17 protein-coding genes are annotated in these 16,822 nt (G+C 63.9%); 2 read left to right on the forward strand and 15 right to left on the reverse strand.

The features are described from left to right. Position 1: 1 nt before the first annotated feature. Positions 2–526, reverse strand: a complete 525-nt coding sequence (locus IB236_RS17350) for a M48 family metallopeptidase (RefSeq protein WP_192421577.1) — start codon at positions 524–526, stop codon at positions 2–4. A gap of 152 nt (positions 527–678) precedes the next feature. Then, complete coding sequence (locus IB236_RS17355) at positions 679–1,311, reverse strand: DUF6806 family protein (protein WP_056064478.1); 633 nt, start codon at positions 1,309–1,311, stop codon at positions 679–681. Between the two features lie 206 nt (positions 1,312–1,517). On the opposite strand from IB236_RS17355, the gene IB236_RS17360 reads away from it, so the two are divergent. Both IB236_RS17360 and IB236_RS17365 read left to right on the forward strand, forming a co-directional pair. Beyond that, the gene (locus tag IB236_RS17360) at positions 1,518–1,922 is read left to right on the forward strand and encodes a hypothetical protein (RefSeq protein ID WP_192421578.1); all 405 of its coding nucleotides are present in this window, start codon (positions 1,518–1,520) and stop codon (positions 1,920–1,922) included. Then, positions 1,919–2,131, forward strand: coding sequence for a hypothetical protein (locus tag IB236_RS17365; RefSeq protein WP_192421579.1), 213 nt, complete (start codon positions 1,919–1,921; stop codon positions 2,129–2,131). Before IB236_RS17360 ends, IB236_RS17365 begins: the two co-directional genes overlap by 4 nt. A gap of 14 nt (positions 2,132–2,145) precedes the next feature. On the opposite strand, the gene IB236_RS17370 is transcribed toward IB236_RS17365, so the two are convergent. The 13 genes from IB236_RS17370 to IB236_RS17430 form a co-directional block, all read right to left on the reverse strand. Then, positions 2,146–2,952 carry a hypothetical protein gene (locus IB236_RS17370; RefSeq protein ID WP_192421580.1) on the reverse strand — a complete coding sequence of 269 codons (807 nt, stop codon included), beginning with the start codon at positions 2,950–2,952 and terminating at the stop codon, positions 2,146–2,148. A 63-nt stretch (positions 2,953–3,015) separates the two neighbouring features. Next, on the reverse strand, positions 3,016–3,180 hold the full coding sequence (locus IB236_RS17375) for a hypothetical protein (RefSeq protein WP_192421581.1): 165 nt from the start codon (positions 3,178–3,180) through the stop codon (positions 3,016–3,018). Beyond that, positions 3,177–3,716 carry a hypothetical protein gene (locus IB236_RS17380; RefSeq protein ID WP_192421582.1) on the reverse strand — a complete coding sequence of 180 codons (540 nt, stop codon included), beginning with the start codon at positions 3,714–3,716 and terminating at the stop codon, positions 3,177–3,179. The genes IB236_RS17375 and IB236_RS17380 overlap by 4 nt, the downstream gene beginning before the upstream one ends. Then, positions 3,716–4,057 carry a DUF6527 family protein gene (locus tag IB236_RS17385; protein WP_192421583.1) on the reverse strand — a complete coding sequence of 114 codons (342 nt, stop codon included), beginning with the start codon at positions 4,055–4,057 and terminating at the stop codon, positions 3,716–3,718. The genes IB236_RS17380 and IB236_RS17385 overlap by 1 nt, the downstream gene beginning before the upstream one ends. Before the next feature lie 2 nt (positions 4,058–4,059). Continuing rightward, positions 4,060–5,016 carry a hypothetical protein gene (locus IB236_RS17390; RefSeq protein ID WP_192421584.1) on the reverse strand — a complete coding sequence of 319 codons (957 nt, stop codon included), beginning with the start codon at positions 5,014–5,016 and terminating at the stop codon, positions 4,060–4,062. Between the two features lie 84 nt (positions 5,017–5,100). Then, positions 5,101–5,337 (reverse strand): hypothetical protein, encoded by a 237-nt coding sequence (locus IB236_RS17395; RefSeq protein WP_192421585.1) that lies wholly within the window; start codon positions 5,335–5,337, stop codon positions 5,101–5,103. After that, positions 5,334–6,986: a hypothetical protein gene (locus tag IB236_RS17400; RefSeq protein WP_192421586.1), complete on the reverse strand. Its 1,653-nt coding sequence runs from the start codon at positions 6,984–6,986 to the stop codon at positions 5,334–5,336. Before IB236_RS17400 ends, IB236_RS17395 begins: the two co-directional genes overlap by 4 nt. Continuing rightward, entirely contained in the window at positions 6,983–7,651 is a 669-nt protein-coding gene (locus IB236_RS17405) for a hypothetical protein (RefSeq protein WP_192421587.1), read from the reverse strand. The genes IB236_RS17400 and IB236_RS17405 overlap by 4 nt, the downstream gene beginning before the upstream one ends. Further along, the gene (locus IB236_RS17410) at positions 7,648–8,526 is read right to left on the reverse strand and encodes a LamG-like jellyroll fold domain-containing protein (RefSeq protein WP_192421588.1); all 879 of its coding nucleotides are present in this window, start codon (positions 8,524–8,526) and stop codon (positions 7,648–7,650) included. Before IB236_RS17410 ends, IB236_RS17405 begins: the two co-directional genes overlap by 4 nt. 9 nt (positions 8,527–8,535) lie before the next feature. Continuing rightward, the gene (locus tag IB236_RS17415) at positions 8,536–8,949 is read right to left on the reverse strand and encodes a hypothetical protein (RefSeq protein ID WP_192421589.1); all 414 of its coding nucleotides are present in this window, start codon (positions 8,947–8,949) and stop codon (positions 8,536–8,538) included. A 44-nt stretch (positions 8,950–8,993) separates the two neighbouring features. Next, positions 8,994–12,503: a hypothetical protein gene (locus IB236_RS17420; protein WP_192421590.1), complete on the reverse strand. Its 3,510-nt coding sequence runs from the start codon at positions 12,501–12,503 to the stop codon at positions 8,994–8,996. Beyond that, positions 12,500–12,919 carry a hypothetical protein gene (locus IB236_RS17425; protein WP_192421591.1) on the reverse strand — a complete coding sequence of 140 codons (420 nt, stop codon included), beginning with the start codon at positions 12,917–12,919 and terminating at the stop codon, positions 12,500–12,502. Before IB236_RS17425 ends, IB236_RS17420 begins: the two co-directional genes overlap by 4 nt. 6 nt (positions 12,920–12,925) lie before the next feature. Continuing rightward, on the reverse strand, positions 12,926–16,810 hold the full coding sequence (locus IB236_RS17430) for a tape measure protein (protein WP_192421592.1): 3,885 nt from the start codon (positions 16,808–16,810) through the stop codon (positions 12,926–12,928). Between the last annotated feature and the right edge of the window lie 12 nt (positions 16,811–16,822).

Consider the following 16,822-nt stretch of genomic DNA (forward strand, 5'->3'; position numbering starts at 1 on the left):
TTCAGGACGCGTCGCTGCCCCAGAGCCGGGTGCCTGCCTGCTCCACATGGGTGAGGTACAGGCGCAGGTCGAACTCGTACTGGTGGTACTGCGGTTCCATGTGGGTGCAGAGCTGGTAGAAGGCTTTGTCGTGGTCCTTCTCGCGCAGGTGGGCCAGCTCGTGGACAACGATCATGCGCAGGAACTCTTCCGGCGCCTGCTTGAACATCGCGGCAATGCGAATCTCGTGCTTGGCCGCCAGCCGGTTGCCCTGCACACGCGACACCGCCGTGTGCAAGCCCAGCGCGTGGCGCACCACGTGGATCTTGTTGTCAAACAGCACCTTGTTGACCGTGCCCGCATTGCGCAGGTAGCGTGCCTTGAGCTCCTGCGCATAGTCGTAGAGCGCCCTGTCGCTGCGCACGGCATGCGCCTGCGGATACTTGCGCTGCAGAACCGCACCGAGCTTTCCCTGTGCCAGCAGATCGCGCGCCTGGTCCTGCAACGAAGCGGGGTAAGAACGCAGGTACGAAAGATCAGTGCTCATGGGCAACAAGGCAACGACGCGCAGGGCATGGAGTGGCGCGACCACACAGAGGCATCGAAGCGTTAGGAGAATTGACCAAATGCCTGGGAGATATCTGAGGGCGATGCACGGAATGGCGCGCACCACCACTCAGCGCAGCACGCCCACGCAGGTCAGTGCAAGTGGCGCGGACGACGGCCACCGCCACCGCCGTGACCACCACCTGGGCCGCCGGGGCCACGCGGGGGCTTGCCGATCTCCAGGGAGTTCACCAGGGCATCAAAGCGCTGGCTGAACAGCTTGTCGATCTCTGCAACCACGCCCCCTAACTCGGCGCCATCAAAGTGGCGCTCCATCATGTTCACCACGTCTTGCACCAGCAGATCACGCTGCACCTGCATGATGGCAGCGGGCGTGGGGCCGACGAAAAGCATCACGAAGTCATCGCGCGACTCGGCGCCCTGCTCTTCTTCGTCTTCATCAAAGTCGGTGTCGTAGAAGGTGACCTCGATGGCCGCGCCTTGCTCCGCCAGCTCATTGAGGCTCATGCACATCTCGTCGAGCGACTGGCGGAAATCCTCGTCACCCCGTACCGTCCAGCACATCTGCAGCAAGTGCTCCTGCGCGTCGTACTTGATGCCAGGTTCTTCCTCATAAGCACTGGCCGCGCCATCGGCCAGCGAACGGGCTCCAGCGTACTTCCACAGGGGTTTGAGCGCCTCCTGGAGCTGGTCAAAACTGACATCAGCACGCAAGAGAACCTGTCCGTGGACGTGGATTTCGAAGGGAGCGTTGTAACTTGACATGATTGAATCGTAGTGGTGCCCCGAGCCGGGGTCGGATTGCCGCATGCCTATTGGCTTTGGCGCCGATTCCGGGGGGAAATTGGGGGGACCGTTTCTTCTTGGGCGCTACCTCTCAGCGCCACGATAGCCCCATTTTCGCATGCAGCCAACCGCTGGACGGGCGAAATAGAAACACTGTATGCTTTAACAGTGTTTTGGAGAACAGCATGAAAATCGAAGTCCGCTACTCCTGGCGATACAAGTGGGGAGGGCGCATGGTCACGTCAAGCATCAAGATGACCGAGGAGCAGGCCCGCAAGGCATCGCCCGACGCTGTGCGCCTGGACAACACCAGGGAAGATGTTCTCATCCGGGACCAGCCTTGCGAGATCGACCAGGCCAACATCGATCTGGTGTGCCGAGGTATGGGCACGGCGCCTGTGCGCCTATCCCGACTGAATCGGCCGAAGACTGTGCCGCAGGAGGATGACTTCGTGCCCCTCCCCCATGAAGCCGCGCTGTACCAGATCAGCGAGTTGGGTGACGTCTGGACTGTGACCTCGACAGCCACCAGCCCACACCGCATCGTCTACCAGGGGCGCGGCCCCGTATCAGTGGAGCCAACGCCATGAGTAACCCCATCCTCTACCCTACCCTGCTGCGCACGCCGACCTGGTACGGTGGCATGCCTGATGAGTTAGTGCTGCCGCTGGAGGCCGCGGCCTATCTGGTGGAGCAGGTGGAGCCAGACCGCTGGACTGTGACCGTCAAACACACGGGTGAAGTGCTGTATCGCGGAATCGGGCCGGTGGAGGTGGTGGAGTCGCCAGCGCCGTTCTGAGACACCTAAGCACTTCACTGCACGGCCTTAAATCCTCCCGCGTTCCACTTCTGCGCCACATCGTGCACCACATGCCCATCATCGTGGTAGAGGCTCATAAGTTTGAAAGACTGGTTGAACTGATATACGTAAAGGGCCGCACTTCCGTCTTCCGTACGTTCTGTCAAATAGCCAAACTGATCGGAAAGATCTTTTTTGGACCTCACGAGATTGTGCGTGCGCCCCATCGCTTGCAATATCTCAGGCGAAAATGGCGTCTTAACTTCAGCCGCATTGGGAATCATGTAGGACCACACATCGCTCTGGGGCGGACAGACTCTTCCAGTCTCGTGAAAGTGGATACCTTTGGTTAACTTCGCCCCAAAACCTTCGACCAAATCTACCCACAGCCGGGGGATGTGAACAATCGGTATGTCCAAGTGGGTTGCCCCGGGCGGAAGCACCAGCTCGTTTTGACGAACAAACTGTCTTCGCGCTGATATTGGCATTTTGGTCATTTGCCGCATCTCCTGCGGATAGTTAGCTCGTAGAGTTTTGACGTATTTTTCGAACTCCTGCACCTCGTTTTCACCCTCCTTTGCAGAGTAAAGCCGAGTAAGGAAACCCAGCACGTTTTCTGCCTCCCTAGACCCAGCGTTACACGTCACGCACGCCGGGAATACAAAATTTTCAGGCCACTCGCGATTTACAAATATGGATCGAGGAGGGCAATGATCAACAGTTGTGCCATCTACCACCCCGCCGCAGAAAATGCAGTAATTCGATTTTGCGAAAGCCAATGCGCGCGCGCTCGCTTGCTTAATCTTCGCCGCTCCAGCCATCCGTCTCCTCCTCTGATTGGTACAACGCATCGTAATAGGATGTGTACGGACCCCAAAGAGGCTTCAGTCGATGCGCGGAGGTGGCGCGTCGTCGTCGCGGGGTGCTGCGGATCGGGAGACGCGCTCCTCGATCTCCCGCTGCCGTTCGCGCAGCTCGTGCTGCAGGCGCTGCTGCTTGCGGCGCCCGGCCTTTCGGCCCCGGGGCGCAGAGCTGGCGGGCGTGCTCATTGAGTCAGCGTCCGTTCGTTGACGATGACCCGCTTGAGGGTGCGGATCTCGTCGGCGTGCTTTTCAGCCGCTGCCGCGAAGTCTCCCGCCTGTCGGTCAGCAGCTTCGTATAGTGCCCCGAGGGTGGCGGCTCGATCTCGGCAATCGCTGATGGCAGCGGCAACGGTCTGGGCTTCTCCCCCACCACAGGCGGCGGCAAAGGCTCTGACCTGGTCGCGCAGGCGCTCACCATCAGCAGCGGCAGCAGCCAGAGCAGCAGCGCGGGCACGTTCTTGTTTTGCATGGGCATCGGCTATCTCCTGTTGATTGCGGGCGTGGATCTCGCCCTTGCGGAAGGTGGCGCGGGCGTCGTCAAGAGCCACCCGCATGCGCTCGGTGTTCTCCCGGGCGCGGGAGGTCTGCTCGGCTGACAAGGCGCTGCGCGACTTCTCGGCATCGAGCCGTGCTTCGTAGAGTTGGAAGCCGAGGTAGATGGCCAGCGCCAGCAGGGCCAGCGCCAGGACCTGGAAGCCGTAGGCTCTGATCTTGTCCAGCATCACGCCTCCACTTCTGGCAGATCCACCGTCTGCCCCGCCAAAGCGTGGTTGCTGTCGGTGAGGAACTGGATGCGCCCATCCGTCACGAACGAATGGCACACGTTGGGCAGCGGCTTACCGTCTGCACCACGCTCCCATTCGCCATTCCATTTACCATCCGGCCCCAACTTGACCTTCAGGCCCTTTGCGAGGATGGAGGGCGTCAGCGTGGGCCGCTCGATGTCTCCGTTGAATGCCCAAGCACCGGAGCCGGTCACAGGCAAGCAGTGGTCTTGACCACAGCCAGGGCACTGAAAAGAAACGTAGCGCTGGCCTTCAAAGTCAGTGTCGATGCGCGGCATGGCTACACCCCCAGCCACTGCGCATACCGCCAGCGCCTGGGCTCCAGCAGCACGGTGGCGCGTACGTGAGCGCGGTTGATGTCGAAAGCGCTTGCGCCATAGCCCTGCCACTTGGCGCGGCTCTTGTTGCTGTGGTTCTCCACGTGGCCGAACCACTGCGCCGGGTCGCACCCGGCAGTCAGGGCGCAAAGCTGCCGCTCTTGCTGCACGCCACCCAGGCCGCCGTTGTAGGCCGCATCGCAGAACGCCAGGCGGGCCATGTCGTCATCAATGCCCAGCTGCTGAAAGCGCCGGTGGCAGTCGCGCAGCTTGACCAGGATGGCGCGCACGCCCAGGTCGGCACGGGTGTACACGTTGTCCCAGGTCAGTTCCTGCAGGGCGCGCGGGTCCATGCCTACGGTCTCGGCCAGCGCATCAAACCGCAGGGCGCCAGACGCCCCCCAGGCCCGCGTGATCTGGCCCAGGCCTGCGCCCTCTTCCCGGCTGGTCTTGAGCCTGGCCGCCGTGCTCCAGCAGGTGCGGTGCTCCAGGCTGATGCAGCTTTCTTTCTCGATCAGCGCGCCCACGTAGCTGCGCCGGGGCGCCTGGGGCCAGTGCTGGGCGATCTCCTGCGTCACCAAGGGCGCCAGCGCCTGGGCAGCGGCAGGCACGGGCTGCGCGCGGGCGAAGCCCGTGAAGGCCAGCACCAGCACCCCAGCCAGAAAGCACAGCCCCAGGAAGGCCAGCCCGGCGCCAATGGGGTGCTGGATGGCCTTCAGCCAGGCCTCACGCCCGTGGGCATAGTCAAACAGCGCCTTGCGCGCGCTGTGGGCCAGTGCCACGCAGATGGCCGTCCACGACAGCCAGATCAGCTTCACGAGCGGGTCGCGCCAGCCATCGGGGCCAAACGAGTTGAGGGCGATGACGGCCACCGGCAAAGCCAGCACGGCCCACCAGCGCCAACGCTTGAGGGGGTTCATAGGGTTCTCCTTTCGGGGGTTGCGGACAACAAAAAGCCCGCCTGTGTTGCCACGGGCGGGCGCGGGGTAACGGGGTTGCGGTAGCTAGATCTCGATCAGCACATAGGGCAGATCAGGGGCCTCGCCGATGATGGCGCCGCCTTTCACATAGACCCAGGCGCCGACAGCCAGGCCGGACGGGTTGAGGGCTTCGAGCGCACCGCCTCCAGGCAGCTCGATGCGCACGCGGCCATCGCCCAGGCTCCCGGTGATCTCTCCAGTGAGCTGCGGGTCATCGGGCAGCAGCTCCTGCAGGCGGCGGAACAGATTGGTCTTGCTCATGCTTTGCGCTCCACAACTAGCTGCTGGCGCACAGTGGGCGCGGACTCGGTGATCGTGATGCCGCGCACCAGGCCGCGCCAGCTTAGGCCGGGCTCATCCACCTGCAGCAGATAGCCGGGCAGGATCAGCCCGGGGTAGGACTCGCCTGTCAGCAGCGGCACCGTCATGCTCTGGGTGTAGCCACGGCCTGCAGCCCCCAGCACCGCGCTGCCGCGCTGGCGGACAGCATCGGGGTGGGTGATGAGCGAGTCGATCACCTGCGGGGCCAGCACTGCGCCAGCGGTGCCAGTGCGCACCACGTGGCCCTTCTGCCCGTGGACCTGACCCAGCACATACACGGCCTCCCAGTCGGGGTTGCGGCGGTTCTGCAGGCTGTCTGACGTCATGAGCTGCCCGGGCATCTGGACATCGAGCGGGGTGGCATCCCATTCCCAAGGCAAGGCAGGGTAGCGCGGCGCGAACTGCAGGGTTTCGTCGGTGCGGTGGCTGCGCACGACCGCACCCACCGCCTCGGCCACCCGCTGGGCCACGGCCAGGGGCGTGCCCTGAAAGCTCCATGCACCGGCTGGCACCAGCCAGTCAGTGATGCCCCAGTCGATATCCACGCCCGTGAACTCCAGCGCCTGCGCCACCAACTGCTGCGCCGTGAAAGGTGCTGCAGAGTTGTCCCAGTTGGAGGCAGGCAGGTAAGGGTCGCCGAGCAGCGCCGTGACGCTCTGGCCGACGACAGATACCTTGCGATCGGCAAACTTGCGGGTGCGCTCTGGCGGGTCCACGGCAAACACCCAGTCGATGCCGTCAATGGTCACACGCACGCGAGCGGGCAGTCCACCCACCAGGGCGAGCTGATCAATCAGATGCTCGGGACCTGTGGCGCTCAACGTCCAGCCAAAGCCGTCATCGTTGGATGCGATCGACACGCCGCTGAGCTGCACGCGCTCAAGGCTGGGCAGTAGCTCTGCCTGAATGGAATGGACTGTCACATAGCACCTCAAAAGTGGGATCTGATAAATCGGCTCGTCTACGCTGCCCGGTGGCGTGACAACACCCCAGCCGGGGTCCAGCACGCGCCCAAACCGCACCCACGGAATCCACCGCTGCGCGTCAGCGCGGTGGGCAGTGGCCCAGCGAGGCCGCACGGCCAGCGCGGGGCGGCGTGCGAACTGACCCCACGGGCTTGCGGATTGCTGGTCTGACACCCGCCCGGGCACCCATGCGGCCAGGGCATCCAGCGTGGGGCGCCCGCCAAACTCACCCCAAGGCCCCCGTTCTGCCTTGTCTGCAGTGCGAGGGGCACCCCAGGGACTGACAGCCAGCGCCTGCAGGTGCCGTGCGAACTGCTGCCAGGGCGCGCTGCGCTCGCGGTCCAGCAAATCAGGCGGCACCCACTGGGCGCGCTGTTCCTGTTGCCGTGGCGCCCCCTGGTGCCAAGGCGCACGCGCGTGGACATAGAGCACATCAGAGGGGAGCATGGGAGAGTGCAAGTCGGTGGCTTGATCGGTCGCGCTACCCCATGGGGTGGCAAACGTAGCCACCACGCGCCGCGAGCTGCTGGGCGGCGTGTAGCCAAGCAGCGCCGCCGTGGCCGACTGCCGCGCACCCTGCGGTCCATAGGCCAGGACGGTGTTGGTAGCGAGCTGGGCTGTCATGCTGCATCGTCCGCAAGCACTGGCACCAGCCGGTTGGCTGCTGGCGGTATCCAGTCGGTGGCTGCGTCTGCCAGGTCAATGGCGGTCACATAGACCTCTGCATCAGTGAAACCAGCATGCACGCGGTAGCGCCCGGCCACCGTGTCGGCCTGGCCCAGCAGCTCGCCCGTGGTGCGCTGGTAGCAGCGCACACGCCGGTTGACCAGCACGCCAGCCAGGCGCACTTCGCCGCGCACCTCGTAGCGCAGGTGCAAGGCTGCACCGGAGCCCGCGAAGCCCAGGTGGCCCGCGCCCGCACCTGCCACACCGTGGCCCGCAGTGCCCGCGCCGGAAAAAGCCAAAGCCCCCGTACCAGCGCCCGCCACGCCGTGCGCACCAGTGCCCGCGCCGGAAAAGTGCAGCGTGCCTGCGCCTGCACCCTCTACCGATGGGCTGGTGTGCTCGCCCTCGCCTGCGCCGGTAAAGCCCAGGGCGCCAGCACCTGAGCCTGCAACGCCGTGGGCGCCCACGCCCGCGCCGGTGAACGACAACGTGCCCGCACCTGTGCCGGTAACGCCCGTTGCCGCCCAACTGAAGTTGGCTGCATCTCCAGCGGGCGGCGTGTACGCAGCCACGCCCACCCACGAAAAATTCGCGGCGTCGCCTGCGGGCGGGGTGTAGCTCATACCGGGATGACTCCGCGCAGCGTGAGGGCGGGCAGGTTTTCACCGGCGGCGGGGTAGGCGTTGAGCGTGTGCGCACCGCCATAAGTGGTCGATATGCTGTAAAGCCCGGTGGTGCCGTTACTCGTCACAGATCCAACCAAGGCACCAGTATCCTCTCGCAATGCTCGAATAACACGGGCTGCGGGCGCACCGGTCGCGTCTTCGACATAACCAGACAGGGCAACCGCACTTGTCGGGAACGGCAAGGACGATGGCGTGAAGTCTGCCGTCCTTCGGGCAACGCCTTTGGTAAGGCGAATGTCGTTGCTGTAGGCCCTCAGAAAATTGGAGCCTGAGCCGATGCCCAAGAACACATTGGCAGTGGATGTGATGCTGGCGCTTGACGTGCCCGTGGCCACGGTCACACCATTGCGCCGAATGGTCACCGCAGTCCCCACCCTTGTGATGGTGATGTCGTACCACTGATTGGCCGCAACCGTGCCGCCAGACTCAGTGGCTACAGCCACGCCGCCAATGTAGACAATCCATTTGCCGTTGCCGTTGCCGGATTGCACAAGGAGTGCCCCAGAGGCCACATAGCCCTGGTCGTACAGCGTCTGGTACCCCGATAGCGTGGTGTGGCGCAAGCGCGCCTCAAGCGCGAAATCGCCTGTGCCGAGCGCAAAATCCGAGCCGTACGGCACCCCCAGATACTTGGAGGTATCGAAAAGTATTGATGACCCGCCAAACAGAAATTGCTCTGTCTCGGTGGTGATACCGCCGTACCTCGTGACGGTTTTTGGTGTCGGGCTAAAGTCGGTGAACGTGGTCCCGCCATCTGCCCCATTGCCGGGCAGCAGCAGTGAGACATTGGGGTAGTAGAGGTCTCCAGCCATCGCCGCCCCTTACGCCCCTGCCACAGTGAACTCAAGCGAGTTGATCAATATCGGCCCGCCAGCCACCACCGTGGTGGTGTTGAGCTTGATCAGCCCGTCGCCTGCCGCGTTGGACACATCCACCGCGTTGACGATGGCGCCCGAGCCGTCTTTGATGTACGCCCAGGCAGCGGTGCCGCCGGCATCGGCCCCGCTGTCTTGCGTGATGGTGCCAAAGGCGATGACCCCCGCTGTTTGCGTGGCCGCTGGGTCGCTGCAGGTGAGCGTGCCCAGCTTGACCTGGGTGGTGAGCGTGTCGCCCAGGTTGGTGGGGATGATGCCCGTATAGAACTCGATGATGGCCGGGCCAGCGCCCGCGTCAAAGTAAGAAATCCACTGCTCGGCAATAGCGGCGCGCAGCGCGGGGATGAGGCGCAAGATCATGGTGGTGTGTCCTTGTGTTGGTGGGTGCTGGGTGGGCCGGGCGGTCAGTCCACATCGCCGCGCAGTTGCGCGTCGAAGCTGTCGCCGGTGAGCGCTGCGCCTGGCAGCACAACGCGCGCGAGCCATGTGGGCGGGGCCGCAGCGATGGTGTTGAAGCGCAGTTGGTTGCCAGCAGCCCAGCCACCACCAAAGCCTGCGAAGCGCAAGGTGAAGTAAGGCAGCGTGGTGAGGGGGTTGACTGGCTGCACGTCCGCACTGGTCGTGCCTGTGGCGATCACGCCCAGGTTCTCGCCGATCACCTGAAAGGTGCTGGTTGTCAGAAAGTGGATGCGCCAGCGCTCGGTAATGGCGCCGTTGTTGAGCACCTCCACCGGGTGGTCGATGTCGTTGTATTGCGCGGTGGCGCCACTACCGATCACCGAGTCTTGCCACACACCCGTCCAGCTTTGCTGATCGAACAGATTGGTGGCGCGGGCCTGCAGGTCGCCGTACAGCAGCGCACCGCTCAAGAAGCTGCCGAGCGGAAAGTCGCGCAGCAGCGGTGCAGTGAGCGACACCACGCCATTGATCTGCACATCGCTGAGCAGCACGGTCTCCTCGATGCGATGCTTGGCAGTGATGGGCGTGACGTAGCCCGTCAGGCTGAGGTCGGCCGCCATGGTGGCCGTGCCCGCCTCCAGATCCGAGACATACAGGGACTCGGACAGCTTAAGCCGGTTTGCATCCTCCATCCACAGGGCGGCCAGCTCGGTGCGGCCCACATTGATGGTGCTGCCCGCCGTGGGCGTGCCTGCATCAAAACTTGCTGTGTGGTGCAGCAGCGCCACATCTGCCGGTCGATAGATTGGCACGCGACCATCGCTGGGCAGACGCACAGGGTCAAGGCCCAAGATGTCCGCATCGAGCGGCAAGTTGGACAGCACTACGGTGCTGTAGCGCAGCGTGCCAGGCATCACGGGCTTGGGGAACTGGACGTTGACCACCCCCATGGTCTGCTCCACCTGGCCCGTAACGCCACCCCCGGTGATGACCCCGTTTTGATCAGAGGTGGAGGCCAACAGCTCGCCGTCTGCCGCTGTGCATTGCACGAAAAGGCTGGCGGGCCGCAGCGGACTGCCCGCCGTGCGGAAGCTCACTGCCTCAGCGGTCCACCGGCCACGCACCACCAGGCCCGCTCGCATGGTGAGCGCCAGGGTGGCGCCACTAACCCACTCGGCCAGTGTTGCAATCCCGGTCTCGTAGTCGATGGAGCCCGATGGCAAGCCGCTGCCGGTGGTGTAGGAGACATCGGTATAGAGCGTGCCACTGCGGTCGATGTAGGTCTTGCCAGCAAAGTCGAACATCACACTGCCAGCAACCACCAGGCGGCGGGTGCTGCTGGTGAGGTCAATTTGCAGGGGTGCATCAGCCGCCATCGACAGGGTGACGGACTGGGGCACATCCGTAGCTGTTGCGCCTGTGGTGCCAGAGACTTGCACTGTCTGGCTGGGCGTGAGGGGGTGGGAGCTTTCAACCGTTTCGTACCATGACGCCGAGGGCGTGGACGCATTGACCTGTACATAGGCCTTGACCGGGCCAATGACATCGATCACCCCGGTGCTGTAGTTGATGTTGGCGATGTTGTTGGTGGTGCCCAGGCTCCACTCCACGCGCCCAGCCACAGATGCCGCGCGCAGCACGCCCGTGCCATCGTCACGCAGCTGGATGGTTTGCAGGGCGCCGAAGGGGTCGGTGATGCTGGCGTAGACCACAACACTACCCGCCACCCAGCTGCGCCCGGTAGCGATGGAACCGCTGGCCAGCGGCACGTTCATCGATTGCACCGTGGGCGCGCCGGGATCTGCAGGGCCAAGTTGGACATAGTCCACGGTGATGGCGCTATCGGGGTTGGGCGCCTTGGTGCCATAGGACAGCTTGCACAGACCCGTGGTGTAGTCCACCGTACCCGTGACACCGCCACCCGACAGCGCACCGCCCGAGTCTGTGACCGTGAAGGCAGTGGACCCCGCCGTGAAATGAAGGCTGATGGAGCCCGGTTTGACTGGCAGCTCGGGCAGCAAAAAGGCTTGCGTGGCCTTACCCACGGCTGCGGTGTTGATCAGCTCGAAGTGCACCGGGCTACCCCAGGACAACAACAAGCTGCTGCCCACGTCGGGCAGCGCCCCCAGCGTGATTGCAACCCCACCCGTGACGGGGTCCACCGTGCCGGTGCCGTAGGCGGCATCACTGCCCACCAGCTCGCCCGCACCGTTGTCGCGCAGGCGGTACCACTTGCCCAGAGCGCGGTAGTCCACCATCAGCGTGCCTGGTGCTGGGACTGGCAGCAGCGGCACCGCGTACACCGTGCCGCGCGTGCCAAGTGTGATCGGGATGGACTTGGTATGAGCAGGCTGAGAGACTGCGCCGCCTGGCGTGTAGGTGGCGAACAAATGCGCCGCAGCACCACTGCTGCCATACACACCGGTCAAAGTGATGAGGCCAGATGCATGATCGACCTGACCGCCCGCAACCCTGAAAAAAACCCCGGCTTCAATAGGGGGCACGGTGCCGTCAGCCTGTACGGTGACGGTGTTCGATCCATTGCCAAAATACACAAGCCGCAGGCTCAAGGTGCCGGGCGCAATGCCGCCAGGCAGGTGCACCGTGGCCGTACCACTATTGGCAGGCACTGCGTCTGGCATATATCGCTCTGGCAACGGCGAGGCAGCAGCTGGGATGACGGTTGATGCCCCTGCAATGCTGACAAGGCTCAGCACCGCCTCGCGCTGTGTAGTGGGCACGATGGGCGCATAAATGCTGGCAAGGGTCAGCTCCAGGTCATCAGCCGAAGCGGCGACCGAGAGGGGCTGTATGCCGTAGTAGCGCGCGGCATCAGCCACCGTGGTGACGCGCATCTTGCCCGGTGAAGACGCGGCCTGCTGAGAAAACCGGCTGGGAGTGGCGAGGCCCTGGAACTCATAGCGCAGCCGCGCCCCGATCTTGAGCGTGATGATGCGGCGCTGAAACTCGCCACCATCATCGGTCAGGGTCCGAAGCTCATGGGCGACGTCTTGCACTCGCACGAACTGCTGGGCGGTGGTCACGCCACCGACCTCAGTGCTTATGGAGTACACCTCGCCGATCTCGGGCAAGGGCTCCTCAGCGCGCTGGTAGATCAGGATGGCCTGCGAACCCCTGAGCTGACGCCCGTACAGCACCATGCGGCTTTCCGGCCCGGCGATCACATAGCTCTCGATGCGGTCGCGGGCGGCGGTGCGGTTATCAAAGTCGCTGGCCGTGCTGAATGCCAGCACGCTGATGCGGTTGTTGTCCGGCGCGTCGGTGATGACAAAGTGCGCGCCCGCGTACACGTCCAGGCTGGACGTGTTGATGTGCGGGAACACCTTGCGCAGGTTGACGCGGCCATACACCGAGTCGATGCGGCTGACCTTGGGGAAGATGTTGCCCGCCACGCCATCAGGGATGACGCGGTTGGTGCGGCGGCCACCACCGTCGGTGGTGTCTGTCATGCGCTCGGATTCGAGCAGGCGGATGTTGCTGGGGTTGATGGTCATGGGGTTTCGCTGGCCTCAAGAAAACGCAGCGTCAAGCTGCAGTAGTGGTCGCTGTCTACTGGGTCGCTGTAGTCGATGACTGCTGTCATCGCCATGGACCGGGTTTCATCGGCGGTGCCGTGGTCAAAGATGACAGTGAACACCTGGCCGAGCACATCCAGGGTGAAGCGCTGCCCCGGGATGGATGCCCATGCCTTGAGCGTGAGCAGGTCGCCGCGCGAGATCCAGGCGCTGCTGCCATCGCCCACCAGGGTGATGGGGCGGCCACCGTCGCGGGCCATGGCATCAACAATCAGAGTGCCCCAGATGCCGCGCTCGGTGGACTGGGCCACGGGCGACCAGGTGAGTTCGTCGGACCAGATGAGGTCTTCGGGCAGCTCCAGGGTGGTGCCGTCTTTTGTGAGGGTGATGGTCATGGTGATTTACAGGCCTGCGGCCCGCTTGTCGGCTTCGAGCACACGCACGACCTCGCGCGCGAGGTCATTGATGCTGTATTCGCCCGTCTGGTTGGTGGGGATGGGATAGGCACGGCTGTTGCCGATGTAGACGTTGACGATGCGGTCGATGCGCGGGCCGCTGGTCCCACCGCCAGTGCCCCCGCCTGTACCGCCCCCAGTGCCGCCGCCCGTGCCACCACCGGATGTAGGCGGGTTGGCCTCCAGTTCCGCCTTCTTCTTGGCGTCTTCCATGGCCTTGCGGATTTCCAGCGCTTTCAGCTCGGCGTTGTACTCAAACAGCGTGAGGTCTTTCATGAACGACCCGAGCTGGCCCCCCTGGCGGAAGACGTTGTTGTTCTCTTTGTTGTATTGCTCCAGCCACTTGGCCTTCCAGGCTTCGGCTTCTTCCAGGGAGTTGAAGGTGGGCACCAGGTCTTGCGAGGTGATGTTCCCCTGGTTCATGTACTTCGACTTGTCGGTGTCGGCGTCGCGCTGCTCCTTGCGGTACTGGAAGGCGGCGGCGAGCGCTTGCCCATCTGCAGCCAGGGCCTTGACCTTGTCGGAGGCGTTGGCGGCGTCAATGCCCATAAGCCGGAGCGTCTCCGTCGCATCGCGCACGGCTGCGGCCACGCCATTGATAGCGGCCTTGGCATCGGCCATGGATCGCAGGGTGGTTTTGCCAGCAGCATCCACCTCCAGCGTGTAGCCACGGGCTGCAGCCTCAGCTTGTACCCAGGAAGGGGCAATGCCCTTATTGGCAGCAATAGCGGCCTCTGCTGCCTTCACGAAGCCCTCGGACAGCTCGCGCGCACTGGCCTTGCCGCTGCTGACGATGGTGTCGTAAGCCGCCTTCGCCTGCGTGGCGGTGTTCTTGAGCGACTCGTCGGAGGTGATGCCGAGCGCCTTCATCGCCTCGCGCAGGCTGTTGATACCGGGCTTGGCTTTGTCGAGCGCATCACCCAGCTCTTGAGCCTTCTCGCGCGCCTGGTCGAGCAGGCCATCTGCCACCTTGTTGCCCAGCTCCTTGCGCAGCTGCTCAACGCGGGCGCGCACCTCATCAATCGCTTTTTGGCTGTCGGCGGTGTCGATGGCTTTTGTGAGGCTGGCCTCCAGCACGCGGCCGGTGTCCACGCCTTGGGCCTTGAGGCGGTCGAGCCCGCCAACCACGGCATCAAGATCGTTGATGGCGCTGCGCGATGCGGCGCCGATCTTGCCCTGCAGGCTATCGAAGTCCAGGCCGGTGCGCTGCACTGCAGCGCGCACCACCTGATCCATCATGTTGGCGACGCGCTCGCCTTCACGAGATGCCGAGGCCAGCGCACCCTCCAAGCGCTTGCGCAGATCCCGCACGACCTCTTCAGAAGCTCCGTTCTGAATGGCCTGATTCAATTGCTGCCGGAGCTTGTCAGCTTCCTGCCCTACCGCAGCGAAGGCATTTCGCGCATTGACCTCGAAGACAGCCAAGTCCTTGCCATCAAGAGCCTTTGCCCAAGCAGCTTGGAACTCCGTTGCCGTGATCTTGCCGTCTGCGAGCAGCTTTTCCAACGCTGCTGACATCGCACGAATGCCCTCTGAATTCGAGGCATTAAAGTCTTTGCCAATCTTGGACAAAGCATCGGCGGAGGATTCACCCGACTTGGTGAGCTTGTCGAATTCAGCGATCAGTCCTGTGGACTGTTTTGTTAGATCGAACGACCTGTTGCGCGCTTCGTCATAGAGCGCGTTCTGGCGTGCTAACGCTGCTTGGTGATCTTTCAGCGCTCCATCTTGTGCGCGCAACTTGCGCTCGTTTTCCTCCAGCACCTTGCCCCAGCCCGCGGCCTTTGCAATGCTCTCACCTAAGCTACGGGTGAGGCCCACGATCTCAGGCGCTAGCGCTGCCAGGGCGATACCCCATGGGCCAATAAGAGCCGATGACGCACGCCACACCAGGCCCGCCCCTGCAGCCTGAGTCGCATTTGCGGCGAGCGCTGCGGTGCTGCGGGCTGTGGCTGCGGTGGCCGCGTCTTGGGCCGCTCCAGCAGCGCGCGTGAACGCACCCATTTCTGCCCACGCGGTCGCGTTGGCAGTGCGGGCCGCTGTGTTGGCCGTGGTAGCGGCTGTGTTGGCCGTTTGGGCTGCGGCGCCCTGCAACTGGGCGGCACTGTTGGCCTGCTGCGCGGCGGTGTTGCGCACAGCGGCGGCGGTGTTGGCCTCCAGCGCGGTGGTGGCCGTGAGCATCTGGGTGGCCCAGCGGGCAAAGTCTGCCACCAGCCCGGCGATCTTGATGGCGGCCCAAGCCTTGCCTGCAGCGGTGAGGGTGCTGACAACGGTGTCGAGGTTCTTCGCCAGCGCGTCGATCACCTTGGCAGCATTGGCGCTGGAGATCAGGCCCTTGTCGGACTCGCCCACGTAGAGGGTCCACTGGGTGGTGAGGTTCTGCAGCGCACGACCCACGGTGGGGGGCAGCTTGCTGAACTCGCCAGCCACCACATCGGCCTGGCCCTGCAGGGACTTCATCACCACGTCGGCTGTGAGTGCGCCCTGCTCTGCCATCTTGCGCAACTCGCCCGTAGTAACGCCCAGCCCGTTCGCCAGCGCCTGAGCCAGGCGTGGGGCCTGTTCCATGACGCTGTTGAACTCTTCCCCGCGCAGCACTCCCGACTGCAGGCCCTGGATAAGCTGGGTGATGGCGGCCTTGGCGGCGTCGGCCGACCCGCCCGAAAGCTGGATGGCCTGATTGATGGTCTTGGTGAGCCCCAGCGCATTTTGCTGGGCTACCTGGGCGGACTGTCCCGCCTCTTGACCGGCTTTTGCCAAGCGGGCGAACAGGGTGCCTGTTTCGTCAAGAGCGCTGTTTGTGTCCAGGGCCACTTTCGTGACGCCTGCGAAAGCTGCCTGAAAAAGCGGGCCCTCGCCAGTTGCCAGCTTGACACGCGCTTCGAGGTTCTTGAACTCATCTGCGGTGTCGGCAACGCTCTTGGCAAGGCCCCCGACATAGCTGCCACCCAACGCCGCAGTGGCGATCTGCTGGATGCGCTGCAGCTGGGTGCTGATGGACGTCATGCCCTCGCGCAGCGTGCGCTGGTTTTGCACCTGCACCTGGGTGGACTGGGTGGAGGCGGCGGCTACCTGAAGGTAGGCTGGCGCTGCTGCAGCGATCTCTTGCCGCGCCGCCTGGGTAGCCGCTGCGAGAGCGCGCTCCGCCTGAGAGAGATTGGCCGCCTCAATCCCCATGGACTTGAGCTGCTCCTGACCGGAGCTGAGTGCGGCATTGTTGGCCTGCAATGCTCCGCGCACTTGAGTGAGCGCGGCTGTGCTGCCTTGGTACTGCGCAGAGAGCGCATTCTCGGCCTGCTGCGCAGCCTTGGAGCTGCTCTCCGCTTCTTTCAAGGCCCGCGCCTGCTGCTTGACCTCGGCGGACAACGACTGGATGGATGCTCTGGCCGTCTCGCTCGCCTGGCGGTACTCGGTCGTTTTCCGTGCCGCCCCAGTGGTCTCTGCTTGCAGATCTTCGTAAGCCTTGCGCGCAGCAAGGAGCTGGGCCTTCTTGGACTCCAACGCTGCCTTGGACTCCATCTCTGCGCGCACAAACTGCTGAGTGGAGCCGCTGGCTTTCGACAGCTGGGCATCGAGTTGCCGCACTGCGCTCTCGGCCTCAGCAAGTTCAATGCTGAGGGCGCCGGATTCATTGGTCAGCTTCTGGAAGGTGGAGACTGCATCCTGCTTTGATGCCAGTGACTCCAACGCCTGAGCCGCCGCCAGTGCGCCCTGCTGCAGTTCGCCCTCCAGGACGTCAGCAACCCCCCGCATCGTCTTGGCAAGCGAAGCGGCATCGGCCTCGCCCTTGACGGCGGCTTCGATGTCGTATTTGATCTTGGGATCGGCCATGTTGGAGGATCA

It is taken from the genome of Acidovorax sp. ACV02, from assembly GCF_014851475.1.
GTDB classification, from domain to species: Bacteria; Pseudomonadota; Gammaproteobacteria; order Burkholderiales; family Burkholderiaceae_C; genus Acidovorax; species Acidovorax delafieldii.